General features: G+C 54.8%; 13 protein-coding genes. 5 read left to right on the forward strand and 8 right to left on the reverse strand.

The window, feature by feature from the left end; all coding sequences use genetic code 11:
• Position 1: 1 nt before the first annotated feature.
• From odhB to lpdA, 4 genes are all read left to right on the forward strand, one after another.
• Positions 2-1,495, forward strand: coding sequence for a 2-oxoglutarate dehydrogenase complex dihydrolipoyllysine-residue succinyltransferase (gene odhB, locus QZ279_RS09090; RefSeq protein ID WP_293450061.1), 1,494 nt, complete (start codon positions 2-4; stop codon positions 1,493-1,495).
• A gap of 243 nt (positions 1,496-1,738) precedes the next feature.
• On the forward strand, positions 1,739-2,686 hold the full coding sequence (locus QZ279_RS09095; protein WP_293450063.1) for a glycosyltransferase family 2 protein: 948 nt from the start codon (positions 1,739-1,741) through the stop codon (positions 2,684-2,686).
• Positions 2,683-3,072, forward strand: a complete 390-nt coding sequence (locus QZ279_RS09100; RefSeq protein ID WP_293450065.1) for an MAPEG family protein — start codon at positions 2,683-2,685, stop codon at positions 3,070-3,072. Before QZ279_RS09095 ends, QZ279_RS09100 begins: the two co-directional genes overlap by 4 nt.
• 46 nt (positions 3,073-3,118) lie before the next feature.
• Positions 3,119-4,507, forward strand: coding sequence for a dihydrolipoyl dehydrogenase (lpdA, locus tag QZ279_RS09105; RefSeq protein WP_293450067.1), 1,389 nt, complete (start codon positions 3,119-3,121; stop codon positions 4,505-4,507).
• A 6-nt stretch (positions 4,508-4,513) separates the two neighbouring features.
• Here the strand turns inward: lpdA and QZ279_RS09110 are convergent, their stop codons facing one another.
• From QZ279_RS09110 to QZ279_RS09120, 3 genes are read right to left on the reverse strand one after another with little or no spacing between them, the layout of a single operon-like run.
• The gene (locus QZ279_RS09110) at positions 4,514-5,254 is read right to left on the reverse strand and encodes a lysophospholipid acyltransferase family protein (protein WP_293450069.1); all 741 of its coding nucleotides are present in this window, start codon (positions 5,252-5,254) and stop codon (positions 4,514-4,516) included.
• The gene (locus QZ279_RS09115) at positions 5,251-6,153 is read right to left on the reverse strand and encodes an FtsX-like permease family protein (protein ID WP_293450071.1); all 903 of its coding nucleotides are present in this window, start codon (positions 6,151-6,153) and stop codon (positions 5,251-5,253) included. The genes QZ279_RS09110 and QZ279_RS09115 overlap by 4 nt, the downstream gene beginning before the upstream one ends.
• Positions 6,150-6,827: an ATP-binding cassette domain-containing protein gene (locus tag QZ279_RS09120; protein ID WP_293450073.1), complete on the reverse strand. Its 678-nt coding sequence runs from the start codon at positions 6,825-6,827 to the stop codon at positions 6,150-6,152. The genes QZ279_RS09115 and QZ279_RS09120 overlap by 4 nt, the downstream gene beginning before the upstream one ends.
• A gap of 185 nt (positions 6,828-7,012) precedes the next feature.
• Here QZ279_RS09120 and QZ279_RS09125 point away from each other — a divergent pair, with 185 nt between their 5' ends.
• Positions 7,013-7,849: a zinc-ribbon domain-containing protein gene (locus QZ279_RS09125; protein ID WP_293450075.1), complete on the forward strand. Its 837-nt coding sequence runs from the start codon at positions 7,013-7,015 to the stop codon at positions 7,847-7,849.
• Between the two features lie 3 nt (positions 7,850-7,852).
• Here the strand turns inward: QZ279_RS09125 and QZ279_RS09130 are convergent, their stop codons facing one another.
• The 5 genes from QZ279_RS09130 to argH all read right to left on the reverse strand — a co-directional run bounded on the left by QZ279_RS09130 (position 7,853) and on the right by argH (position 13,683).
• The gene (locus QZ279_RS09130) at positions 7,853-10,420 is read right to left on the reverse strand and encodes a TIGR02302 family protein (protein WP_293450077.1); all 2,568 of its coding nucleotides are present in this window, start codon (positions 10,418-10,420) and stop codon (positions 7,853-7,855) included.
• Positions 10,421-10,454: 34 nt separating this feature from the next.
• Positions 10,455-11,720 carry a diaminopimelate decarboxylase gene (gene lysA, locus QZ279_RS09135; RefSeq protein WP_293450079.1) on the reverse strand — a complete coding sequence of 422 codons (1,266 nt, stop codon included), beginning with the start codon at positions 11,718-11,720 and terminating at the stop codon, positions 10,455-10,457.
• Between the two features lie 74 nt (positions 11,721-11,794).
• Positions 11,795-12,112 carry a DUF2834 domain-containing protein gene (locus QZ279_RS09140; protein ID WP_293450081.1) on the reverse strand — a complete coding sequence of 106 codons (318 nt, stop codon included), beginning with the start codon at positions 12,110-12,112 and terminating at the stop codon, positions 11,795-11,797.
• Between the two features lie 9 nt (positions 12,113-12,121).
• Complete coding sequence (locus QZ279_RS09145) at positions 12,122-12,295, reverse strand: hypothetical protein (protein ID WP_293450083.1); 174 nt, start codon at positions 12,293-12,295, stop codon at positions 12,122-12,124.
• Complete coding sequence (gene argH / locus QZ279_RS09150; protein WP_293450085.1) at positions 12,292-13,683, reverse strand: argininosuccinate lyase; 1,392 nt, start codon at positions 13,681-13,683, stop codon at positions 12,292-12,294. Before argH ends, QZ279_RS09145 begins: the two co-directional genes overlap by 4 nt.
• Between the last annotated feature and the right edge of the window lie 17 nt (positions 13,684-13,700).

The raw sequence follows: 13,700 nt of genomic DNA on the forward strand, positions 1-13,700 counted from the left end.
CATGACAACTGAAATTCGCGTTCCGACGCTGGGCGAGTCTGTCACCGAGGCCACAGTGGCCACATGGTTCAAAAAGCCAGGCGATACGGTCGCAGTTGATGAAATGCTCTGTGAGCTGGAAACCGATAAAGTGACCGTTGAGGTCCCTGCGACTGCCGCTGGTATAATGGGTGAAATTGTTGCCGCTGAAGGCGACACCGTTGGTGTTGACGCACTTCTAGCCACGATCCTTGAAGGATCAGGCAAAAAAAGTGCGCCGACTGAGACCAAAGCAGCAAAAGCTGCACCCGCGAAAGAAACAACAGGCGCTGCAAGCGTTGACGTTATGGTTCCCACACTTGGTGAATCTGTAACTGAGGCGACGGTCAGCACTTGGTTCAAAAAGGTCGGCGATACCGTCGCGCAGGATGAAATGCTCTGCGAACTTGAAACTGACAAAGTTTCTGTCGAAGTCCCTGCACCTGCTGCCGGTGTCTTGTCAGAAATTATCGCCGCTGAAGGCGCAACAGTTGATGCGTCTGCTAAACTCGCCGTTATCGGCGGCGCAAGTGCGTCCGCAAGTTCAGCACCCGCTGAGGCAGCGGCCGCTCCGTCTGCAGGCGGCAAAGACGTCGAAGATGCGCCTTCTGCCAAAAAAGCCATGGCCGAAGCAGGTATCAGCCGTGACGCGGTCACTGGCTCGGGCCGTGATGGGCGCATCATGAAAGACGATGTTGCCAAAGCACTCTCTTCTTCACCTGCTCCTGCCGCGGCTCCCGCAGCGGCCCCACGCGCGCCCGTTGCTGCATCTGACGCATCACGTGAGGAACGTGTGAAGATGACACGCCTGCGCCAGACAATCGCGCGTCGCCTGAAAGAAAGCCAGAACACAGCCGCAATGCTGACCACCTATAATGAGGTCGACATGACCGAGGTGATAGCGCTACGTAACGAATACAAAGACCTGTTTCTCAAGAAGCATGGCGTCAAACTGGGTTTCATGTCTTTCTTCACAAAGGCCTGTATCCATGCCTTGAATGAAGTGCCCGAAGTGAACGCCGAAATAGATGGCACCGATGTTGTCTACAAGAACTTCGTTCACATGGGCATCGCAGCAGGCACGCCAACTGGTCTGGTCGTTCCGGTCATCCGTGACGCAGACGCAATGTCCTTTGCGGGCATCGAAAAAGCCATCGCTGAAAAAGGCGCGCGCGCGCGTGACGGCAAATTGTCCATGGCGGAAATGCAGGGCGGCACGTTCACTATTTCCAACGGTGGTGTTTACGGCTCGCTTATGTCGTCACCAATCTTGAACCCGCCGCAATCTGGCATCCTCGGCATGCACAAAATCCAAGACCGCCCAATGGCGATTAAAGGGCAGGTTGTGATCCGCCCAATGATGTATCTGGCCCTGTCCTACGATCACCGTATCGTCGACGGCAAAGGTGCGGTGACGTTCCTTGTGCGCGTGAAAGAAGCCCTGGAAGATCCACGCCGCCTGCTTATGGATCTTTGATTCAAGCGCTATGGCCTATCTGAAACCTCAAACGCTTACCTGCCCACAGTGTAGTTTTAGCGCAAAGGTGGATTGGGTCATTGGTGTCGGACCAAATAGCAAACCTGGCCAGACGCCCTCGCGGCGTCTGCTCCATATCACGCCCTTTACGCGTGACCCCGATGACAAGAATGTCCTAATTTGTCCCGAATGCGAGGCACATGTCACATGAATGCGCTTGAAAAAACGGCTGTCGTCGCTTGCATGCGCAATGAGAGGCTCTTCATCGTGGAATGGGTCGCGTATCACCGCGCGATTGGCTTTGATAAGATCGTCATCTGTTCAAACGATTGCACGGATGGTTCGGACGCATTGCTTGATGCGCTTGAAACAGCAGGTGTGATTACCCATCTTTACCATAACGTTCCTCAAGGCGACACGCCCCAAGACAGCGGTATGCGCACCGCGTTTGCGCATCTTGAACAGACCAATATTCAATGGGTCGCGCATATTGACGCCGATGAGTTCATAAATATCTGTCTTGGCGGCGGGTACGTTGCAGACTTGCTTACTCAAGCGGGTGACGGCGATGTGATTGCCCTGCCTTGGTGGGCCTACGGCGACAACGCCCATGTAGGTTGGCCCGGCGACGTCCTCACTAAATTCACCCAAGCCGAAGCCACACCATCCGAAAAAACCGCGAAGTTTAAATCAATTTTTCGCTTTCGCAATTTCACCCATGCCAACGATAACATGCCCACGGGTCCGAAAGTCAAAAATCCCAAAGTGCGCTCTGCCAATGGTAACCCTCTTAACGACGAAGGTCTCTACGGCGCAAAGCGCGCCAAGTATCGCCCGCTCGACACGGCGCTTTTCCCCGAAGCTGCGTGCGTGAACCACTATGCAGTTCCCTCGCGTGATGTCTTTCTAATGAAGAATGATCGCGGTGACGGCCAAGGCAAAGCCAGCGACAAATACCACATCGGTTCACGCTGGCACAAAATCGCAAACCAAAACGCGCAACCAAACCATTCAATTCAACGTCATCTCGGCGCAACGCAGATCGAAATGGCACGTCTGCGCGCATACCCCGAAATTGCCATCGCCGAAGCCCATTGCAAGGCTTGGTTCAATGAACGCAGCCAAATGCTCCTAACCGCTGATCAAATCGAAAAATGGTCAAAGCCCCACGCCAGAAAGCAACGACAATGACACCCGAACTCATGGCCCTAACCCTTGCAGCCTTACTTCAAGTTCTGCAATTCTGCGCATATTCCGCTACATCTATCCTGCAGGTCGGCGTCTATAAAGCCGCCGGTCCACGCGACAAAAAGATCGAACTCACAGGCACCGCCGGACGTTTTCAACGCGCGATGAACAATCACTTTGAGGGCCTGATCCTTTTCACAATCGCCGTTGTTGTCGTGACCTACACAGATCAATCCAGCAACGTAACAATGCTTGCAGCGTTCACATATCTGGGCGCGCGTATTCTATATGTCCCGGCCTACGTCTTTGGCCTTGCGCCTTGGCGTTCGCTCATCTGGTTCATTGGCCTTCTCGCAATCGTCGTCATGCTTTTGGCGGCGCTCTTTTAAATCATCCTCCCCATGTCTTGGCTCTTCCCACTGAAAAGGACACATCATGTCTGACTATGACGTTATCGTAATCGGCTCCGGCCCCGGCGGCTATGTCTGCGCCATTCGCTGCGCGCAGCTCGGCCTCAAGACGGCCTGTGTAGAGGGGCGTGACACGTTGGGCGGCACTTGCCTAAACGTGGGCTGCATACCATCTAAGGCGCTGCTGCATGCGTCCCATCAGCTGCATGAAGCGGAGCATAACTTTGCCAAGATGGGCCTTAAGGGCAAAAGCCCTTCGGTAGATTGGACACAGATGCTCGCCTACAAGGACGAGGTGATCGAGGGAAACACCAAAGGCATCGAATTTCTGTTCAAGAAGAACAAGATTGATTGGCTCAAAGGATGGGGATCCATTCCAGAGGCCGGAAAAGTCAAAGTCGGTGATGACATCCACACTGCCAAGAACATCATCGTTGCCTCTGGGTCTGAACCCTCATCTTTGCCCGGCATAGAGGTGGACGAAAAGATGGTCGTGACCTCAACAGGCGCGCTTGAACTTGGAAAAATTCCCAAGAAGATGGTTGTCATTGGCGCAGGCGTTATCGGCCTAGAACTCGGCTCTGTCTATGCACGCCTTGGCGCAGAGGTAACGGTTGTTGAATTCCTTGACGCAATCACCCCTGGCATGGACGCAGAGGTACAAAAGACCTTTAAGCGCATTCTAACCAAGCAGGGTTTGAACTTTATCATGGGTGCTGCTGTGCAAGGCGTTGAAACCACGAAAACCAAGGCCAAAGTCACCTACAAGTTGCGCAAAGACAACAGCGAACATGTAATCGATGCGGATACCGTTCTCGTCGCGACGGGTCGACGTCCCTACACGGATGGTCTGGGTCTTGAAGCGCTTGGTGTGGAAATGTCAGACCGCGGCATGATTAAAACCGATAGCGCATGGCAGACCAACGTCAAAGGTATCTATGCGATCGGTGACGCTATTGATGGTCCAATGCTCGCCCACAAAGCCGAGGACGAGGGCATGGCAGCCGCCGAGCAAGTCGCAGGCAAGCATGGTCATGTGAACTACGGCGTCATTCCGGGCGTGATCTACACCCACCCCGAGGTCGCGAATGTTGGCAAGACCGAACAAGAATTGAAAGAGGCTGGCGTGAACTACAAGGTTGGTAAGTTCTCGTTCATGGGCAACGGTCGTGCAAAAGCTAATTTTGCAGGCGACGGATTTGTAAAAATCCTCGCAGACAAGGATACAGATCGCATTTTAGGCGCGCACATCATTGGCCCAAGTGCGGGTGATCTGATCCATGAAGTCTGCGTTGCAATGGAATTCGGTGCATCAGCCGAAGACTTGGCAATGACGTGCCACGCGCACCCGACCTATTCAGAGGCGGTACGCGAAGCAGCCCTTGCCTGCGGCGACGGCGCAATCCACGCCTAACTTAAGTTAAGAAACATCAAAACCCGCTTCACGCATCAATGCGTTGGAGCGGGCTTCAACCCTCTCTTCCAACAGCGCCATGAACTCATTGCGATCCACACCTGGCTCAATCGGTTCCAAAAATTCCACAACCGCAACACCCGGCTTGCGGTAAATCCCAGTGCGGGGCCAAAACACACCCACGTTTGTTGCCACTGGAAAACACGTTTGCCCAAGCTGTTCATACAGAATGCCCGTGCCACCTTTGTACGGTTTCTGCGCGCCCGGCGCGACACGCGTGCCTTGACTGTAGATAATCAACTGACCTGGTTCGACCTGACCTACCTTCACATCTGCAACCATCTTTTCAATCGCTGCGCCACGCTTTCCACGATCAACAGCAATGCAATTCAGCAGCTTCGCGTATTGCCCAACAACAGGGGTCCACAGGATCGACTTCTTCATGATGAATTTTCCTGAAGGGATCGCCGTGAAGATCATCATGATGTCTAGAAAGCTCTGGTGTTTCGCGGCAACCAACCCAGGTTCAGTTGGCGGTGTGCCACGCACCTCAACCTTTAATCCGACCATCCAGCGCGCAGTCCAAAAAACCCAACGGCTATACGTCTTGCAGCACGCCCGCGCACCGCGTTTTGAAAACAGTGCCCACGGTGCAAAGGCCAAGCCAATGATGGGCATCATGAAATAGATTTGTCCCACAAACAGCAACGAACGGACCCATTGCACGGGATTTTTCTTTTCGCTCATGTGAGGCTCCGTAAGGTGTTGCGCGCGGCCATGCGCGTTGAAAGAAAGGCAACCAAAGCTGCCAAAATCGGGACAAGTAACAAGAGCAACCAATGTGCCCCCTGAAAGCCAAGGCCCGTTAGAAAACCACCCTTTTCAGATGCGCTTGGCAGCAACAATAACGCTATGGCCCCAAGAACTGTACCAATCGCGGAACCGCCCAAAGCACGCAAAGTGAACCGGCGCACAAAGGCCTGCGCAATATAGGCGTCGCGCGCGCCGACAAGGCGCATAACCGCGATGACCTGCACGTTTGCAGCTAAGGCTGCATTTGCCGCAAGCGTGATCATCGCGCCCGTCGCCATCCCAATCAGCAGTATCGACACCCAACCCAATAATCGTAGCGATCCCGCAGCGGACACCAACGGCGCACGCCAGCGCGCGTGATTGTCCAAAACCGCACCAGGCACTTCGCCCGCAAGGCGCAGGCGTAGACCATCCCCATCGAACCCATCCGCGCTTTCGATCACTTCGATCATCTGCGGCAAAGGCAAGGTATCCAGCGCCAAATCAGACCCAAACCAAGGGGCCAGCAATGCACGCTGTTCATCAAGCGTCAAAGCGCGTGCAGTTTCGACACCTTCTGTGGTGCGTAAAACATTGAGCGCCGCCTCGGTTTGCGCCGCCATCTGTTCAACCGGCGCTGAAATTCGAACCGTCGCACTGCGCGCCAGTTCATCGCCCCACCGATTGGCAAGCCGTCCAGACGCGAGCGCCAGCGCCAGCGCGAACACGACCAAAAAGGCCATCGCGGCAGAGCTGAAAACCGTCAAACGAACCGTAAATCCTGTGGGCGGAACAACCCGTTCTGCCTGCGCATCGCAAATCGCAAAGTCTAGGATCGAACGAAGCGCGCTCATAAATCTGCCCCTGCCAATTGCAACCGACGACCAGAAATCCGCAGGACACGCGCTTGAACATGGTTTTTAGCAGCGCGAATCAATCCCAAATCATGGGTCGCTATCATGATCGTTTTGCCCATCTTGTTCAGCTCGATCAGCAAACTCAGCAAGCGTTGGGACATTTCCCAATCTACGTTCCCTGTGGGTTCGTCCGCTAAAATAACATCAGGCGACATGATCAAAGCCCGCGCAAGGGCCGCACGTTGACGTTCCCCTCCAGACAATTCAGGCGGCATCGCATCAATACGCGAGGTCAGCCCAACCCAACCCATCAATTCCTTGAGGTTCGCATCGTCATCGACCGCTTCTAGCCCACTCACCGTCAAAGGCAGCAACAAGTTTTCGCGCAAGCTAAGGTGGTCCAAAAACTGACAATCTTGGTGGACCACCCCGACACGGCGACGCGCGATTGCAATGTCATCACGACTCATCTGACGTACATCATCGCCGAAAACTCGGACGAAACCCGCAGTGGGAACCAACGCACCGTAGCACAGCTTCAAGAATGTCGTCTTACCAGACCCCGAAGGGCCCGTCAGAAAATGAAAGGACCCGGGTGCCAATCGCAAGGACACCTCATTGAAAAGCTCTCCACCGCTATAGCTATGGGCAACTGTATCGAACTCAATCAAGGTTTAGCCTTTCCTACGCGCTGCCGACTTAGGCACCAATAGCGCTGTTGTGCCTGACGAACGCGGTGGATTCAATCACTCGTCAACGGATCGTTGGAATGGGATTTACCATATGCGCCGCGCGTCATATGGTACGCGCTGTATGGATCGCAAGTGGTCCACCTAGATTGTTAATGAGGCTAGGTATGAAAACGCGTCTGATTTGCCCAAATTGCGGGGCTCAATACGAAGTTCCAACCGAAGTGATCCCCGCTGAGGGCCGTGACGTGCAGTGCTCTGCGTGTTCAAATACTTGGTTTCAAACGCATCCCGACCACGATGCAGCACTCGCTGACGAAGTAGATACGCCTAGCGTTGAACCTGTCGCGTCCCCACCAGAGCCAGAACCGATTGCTGAGTCTTTCGAAGAACAACAGCCAATGCCCCAAGCAACGCGGCGTGAGCTTGATCCAAATATTTCCGACGTTCTGCGCGAAGAAGCCGAATTCGAAGCTGCCGCACGTGCTCAGGATCAAGGAGAATCAATAGAAACCCAGCCCGATCTTGGGCTTGATTCACAAACTGAGGACGAAAGCGAGCGACGTGCGCGCGAAGCACGCGAACGCATGGCCCGCATGAGCGGTGAACCTGTACCTGCCGAGGTTGCAGTTGCGTCTGCGACAGCAGCGTCGGGCTCGCGCCGCGATCTGTTACCTGATATCGAAGAGATCAACTCAACTTTGCGATCCTCCGGTGAACGTCGTCGTCCGGCTGAGGCGACCGATGCCGACCTTGCGGGCACCAAGCCGCGCATCCAGCGTAAAGGCCATGGGTTCCGTCGTAGTTTTACAATGATCATTTTGTTGGCTGCGCTTGCCATCGGCGCATACGTGTTTGGCCCCAAGATTTCTGCGATGTTGCCTGCTGCTGAACCCTACGTCGCACAGTACAGCGGCGCAGTTGAAAGCGCGCGCACATGGCTTGGGTCATCAGTTGACAAGGGTCTTGCATGGCTCGATCAGATGGCATCCGAAAATCTTTAAGATTTAGAAACGATCCAACAAGCGGCGCAGGTAGTCGCGTTCCACTTCGGGACGCACGCTTTCGCCGCTGCGTTTTCGAATTTCATCCAACAACTCACGCGCGCGGCGATAGACGTCTTCGCCTTGCAACAAGCCTTGATCAGTTCCCGCCTGACCATTCGCACCGGGGGAACGACCAAGTGGGTCACGCTGTTCACCACCCTCGCGACCGTCAGCCGTCCCTTGCTGGCCTTCACGACCCTCTGCTTCGGCCATTGCCTCACCAAGATTGCGCATACCATCACGCAAGGCATCCATGGCCTCTGCTTGGCGATCTATCGCTTCGGCCAAATCATTTTGCTCAATCGCATCGCCTGCACCGCGCATAGCGTCTTCAGCACGCTCTAACGCATCACGCGCGGCATCCCCCGCCTCGGACCCTTGCCCCGGAAGCGCGCCGCGTTGGCGTTCAATTTCTTGGCGCAAGGCTTCCTGCCGTTCTGAAAGACTACCTGCGCCGTCCCCAGTTTGTGAACCGTCTTGCCCTTGACCTTCGCCCGACTGGCCCTCGTGGGATTCACCACGCCCTTGGCCGCCGTTGCTCCCCTCGTTACCTTCGTTTTCGCCAGTTTGTGTATTCGGGTTATATTGCTCTTGCAAGTCACGGAACGCTTGATCGGATAAACCCTGCTGACCCCGCAAAGCATCGGCCAAATCATCCATGGCCTGCTGACCTTGGGATTGCTGTTCGCCTTGACCACTCTGTCCCTCGGCGATTTGCATATTCTCCATCATTTCCTGAAGCTCTTGCAGCGCTTGTTCGGCCTCGGCCATGCGGCCTTGTTCCATCAGCTCTTGAATGCGGTCCATCATCTTTTGCAGATCGTCCTGCGTCATTTGCATCGCGTCGTCTTGATTGCCCGCTTGGCGATCTTGCTGTTCCCCATTTTGCGCCGTTTCGCGCTGCAATTGCTGAATATAATTCTCGTTGGCACGGCGCAGCTCGTCCATCAGCTCAGCAATTTCTTCGTCGCTGGCACCGTTCTTCATCGCCTCAGATAGACGTTCCTGCGCACGGCGCATCCGCTCTAACGCGTCCTCGACATCGCCGTCCTCAATCAACAACGCCAGATCCCAAAGCGCTTGCGCTGCCTCGTCGCGTGTCTCGTTTGTAAAACCGTCGTAAGCAATCTGCGTTTCAATGCGGCGCAAAATCACCCGCACGCGCAGATACGCCGTTTCCGAGCGGAACATGTCACCCGGGCGATGCGATATTGCTCGGATCATTTGGGCGGTGCGACCCGCGTTCGTTTTGGACCACATTAGCCACTGACGTTGTTCAATCAATGCCCGCGCCATCGGGTCGAAAAAACGTCGTCCGGGAAGGATCAAATGTGTTGTGTTAATTTCAGAGGTTTGTTCCTTTGCATCGCTTACAGTCATTGAAACGAGCGTTGGAAGGTTTGCAAAAGGATGTTCTGAGAAATCACCAAACAGCGTTTCGGAGAAATCACTGCGATCCCCAGAAATCGGGAGCGGCAGATCAAGTTCGATGGTCGCGCGCGGCTCTGGATCGACCTCAAAGCCATAGCGCCGCGTGATCGCACCCAGATCAAGCGCGATTTGCGCTGTTCCGCTGGTCACGTCATAGTCATCCGAGGCCGCGAATGGCAGGCTCATCACCCCGTTCGCACCGCGCTCAACGGCACCCGTCACTTCGACACGCGGGGCGCTGTCAGGGACAACCGTGATGTCCCAGCTTGCGCCATTTGGCCCAGCGACGTCTAACGTTCCACTCTTTTGTGCAAGGAAACTCTGCTCAGGGTCGGCAACACTACCCATATCTTGTAGCCGCGCAGACACCGTCTCAGACACCGTCAGCGCCCCGGTTTCGCCGTACAAACGCAGGCTGATCTGGCTGCCTTCCGGCACTTCGAATTGCCCATCTTGATCGCTTAAATATAGGCTCGGCTTTCCGGTGTACGCTGGCGGTTCAACCCAGCCTTCCCAGACAGGACCACTCGCCAAATCGGTACTACCTTGCGCAATCTCGCTCACACTTCCAACGCGCCAAAGCGACCCGAACAGCAAGGCGACACCCAGTAAAAGCACTGCAACGTAGCGCAGCGCAAATGGATCACGCGCGGCCAGCCGAACGCTTGGCTTTACCGCCTTAGCATTGTTTGCACGCTGCGCCATGCGCATTTGATGCGCGCGCCAAACGGCTGCAGATGCCTCATCTTGCGGCCCAATCGCTTGGCTATCCATCAACGTTTGAATTGGCCGCCCCTTCAGGCTGGCATCCAAACGCGCACGCGCTTCAATTCGGCTGGGCAGTCGGAATTTGATAAATCCGCGCACCAGAAAAACAAGCGCAGCGATGCACGACAGAACGGCCAAACCCCAAACCGCTTCAATCGGGAACGTCTCGTGCCACCCCAACATCAATGCGCCAAGCACCGCGATCACAAAGCTCCAAAGCGGCCAAAGGGCGCGTGCAGCACTCTCGGCAATCATCCCAAACCACGTCAGCAGCAAAGGACCGCGCAACCGCGCGAGCGTTTTGGATTGCTGAGACGTATTTTGCGTCATGCGGTGCTCCACGCTCAAACGCGCGGTGTGCGCGTCAAAGCCATTCAGGGATGGTATCTCGATTTATCATTTCGTCAAAGGTAGGGCGTGGTCGAATGACAGCAAATTGATCGCCCTTCACCAAGACTTCGGGGATCATAGGTCGTGTGTTGTACTCAGACGACATCACAGCGCCGTAGGCACCCGCTGAACGGAACGCGACCAAATCACCCGCTTTGAGAGGTGGCAAATGGCGTCCTTTTGCAAACGTGTCACCGCTTTCACAAATAGGTCCAACGACGTCATAAGGTTGCGGCAGCACGCCTGCTTCTGCCTCAATAACAGGCACGATATCGTGGTGTGCATCATACATCGCAGGACGAATAAGATCGTTCATCGCCCCATCTATTATGAGAAATTCGCGATCTTCACCTGATTTCACATAGATCACTTCGCTAACCATCAGACCCGCATTCCCCGAAATCAAACGACCCGGCTCGATCTCGATTTCGCACCCTAGATGACCAACACATTTCTTGATCAAAGCACCATATTCCGACGGCAATGGTGGAGCCTCGTTTGAGCGCGCATATGGAATGCCCAACCCGCCTCCAAGGTCCAAACGCATGATCTCGTGACCATCGGCGCGAAGTTGCTCAGTCAGCTCCGCGACTTTATTGTAGGCAGCTTCAAACGGCGCAAGATCGGTCAATTGGCTACCGATATGCACGTCGATGCCAATCACCTTAAGACCGGGCAACGACGCGGCCAGCGCATAGACTTCGCGCGCTCGGCTGATTGGGATACCAAACTTGTTCTCTGATTTACCCGTCGCGATCTTGGCGTGGGTCTTGGCATCAACATCAGGATTCACACGGATCGTGATCGGCGCAATGGCACCAAGCTCACTCGCAATCTCGGAAATGACCTGCATCTCTGGCTCGCTCTCAACGTTGAACTGGCGAATGCCACCTTCTAACGCCATGCGCACTTCGTCACGCGTTTTACCGATACCGGAAAAGACGATTCTATCGCCTTGCACACCCGCCGCCTTCGCGCGCGCGTATTCGCCGCCAGACACAACATCCATGCCTGCGCCAAGGGCCGCCAAGGTTTTAAGGATCGCCTGATTGGACGCAGCCTTCATGGCATAACAGACCAAGTGCTCCATGCCCGCGAGCGCTTCATCAAATAGCTTAAAATGCCGCTCCAACGTCGCTGTTGAATAGACATAAAACGGCGTGCCCACGCTGGCAGCAATCTCGCTGACCGGGACATCTTCGGCGTACAATGCGCCGTCACGATAAAGAAAATGATCCATGCGCGATTGGATAATCAGAATCCAGCGCGCATACAATCGGTATTGCACAGCGTTTGAGGAGTGCTGTGGTTAAACTAGACGACTGGGCGCGTGCGCAAGAATAGATATAACGGCAGTCCGCAGCTCACACCGATGCAAAACGTCGCTGGGATAGCAATCAACGCACTCCAATTGCGACGTGTGAAGACCTCCGCCAAAATCCAAATCGTCAACGCAATTGCCGCAATCGTCAAATCCCAAACCAGACCCGAGCTGGCAGCATTGCTGTGCCACGCATCCACCATTTTCATGATGTCCCACCCTTCGGCCTGAAACCACTGGACGAAATAATACATTGGGTGGATCGCCCCCCAAACAGCAAGCGCGAGGTAGACCATACGCAAAACAGACATAACAAATCCCTACTCTTCGAGTGCGTCTACTAATTCAGCATCTGCTGTATCTTTTGCGACTTGCGCCGCGGCCCTATCAGCAAGACGTTCCTTCAATGACTTGGTGGGTGTCAACGGAGCTCCATCCGCACCACACGCCGCAAGAAACGCGAGTACCAAAAGACCAGATACAATGCGTATCATGCCAGCACCTCGCGCCAGCGTTTGATCTGCGCGCGTACTTGGGTCGGCGCGGTACCGCCATAAGACGTACGCGACGCAACGGACGCTTCGACGGTCAGAACACTAAACACATCTTCAGTTATTTCTGCATGAACGGTTTGCATCTGCACAAGCGTAAGATCAGGCAAATCGCAGCCCTCGGCCTCTGCCATAGCAACCAGCGACCCCGTCACATGATGCGCATCACGAAACGGCATGTTCAACGCGCGCACGCACCAATCTGCCAAATCCGTCGCCGTGGAAAAGCCTGAGCCAGCCGCAGCAGCCAAGCTATCCGTGTTCGCGGACATATCCCGTACCATCCCGTCCATCGCAGCCAATGCCAGCATCCAATTGTCCGCCGCATCGAAGACCTGTTCTTTGTCTTCTTGCATGTCTTTGGAATACGCCAATGGCAGGCCCTTCATAACGATCATCAACGCTGTATTGGCCCCAAAAATCCGCCCAATCTTGGCACGGATTAACTCAGCCGCATCAGGGTTTTTCTTTTGCGGCATAATCGACGAGCCTGTGGAAAAGCGATCCGAAAGCGTCACAAACCTAAACTGTGCAGACGACCAAATCACCAACTCCTCGGACAAACGGCTTAGATGCATCGCGCAGATCGACGCCGTTCCAAGGAAATCCAAAGCAAAATCACGATCACTGACAGCATCGAGTGAGTTCGCAGAAGGGCGATCAAAGCCCAAGGCCTGTGCCGTTGCATCACGATCAATTGGAAACGACGTTCCCGCCAAGGCAGCGGCGCCCAAGGGACATTCATTCATTCGCGCGCGCGCATCGCGAACACGGGACAAATCACGACCCAACATTTCCACATACGCCATCATGTGATGACCCCAAGTCACCGGCTGCGCCGTTTGCAAATGCGTAAATCCGGGCATGACCCAATCTGCACCGGCCTCGGCTTGCTCAAGCAAACCGGCAATCAAAGAGAGCAACGCGCCCTCTGCGGCATCAAATTGATCGCGCACCCAAAGTTTGAAATCTGTCGCGACCTGATCATTGCGCGAACGCCCCGTATGCAAACGCCCGGCAGGTTCGCCCACAATCTCCTTCAAACGTGCTTCCACATTCATATGAATGTCTTCTAAAGCGGCGGAATACTGAAACGTTCCACTCTCGATTTCTGACAAGACCGTGAGCAGGCCTTCCCGAATGACCTCCGCATCGGTATCTGTAATAATACCTTGCGCGGCCAACATGCTTGCGTGGGCCCGAGAACCATCAATGTCCTGTCGCGCCATGCGCTTGTCAAATCCGATCGAAGCGTTAATTGCCTCCATGATTGCATCGGGTCCGGCAGCAAAACGGCCGCCCCACATCGCGTTCGAAGAAGATTTGGTCATATGCCTACCCTTGGAGG

Origin of the sequence: Planktotalea sp. (genome assembly GCF_018607965.1) — a bacterium.
GTDB lineage: Bacteria > Pseudomonadota > Alphaproteobacteria > Rhodobacterales > Rhodobacteraceae > Planktotalea.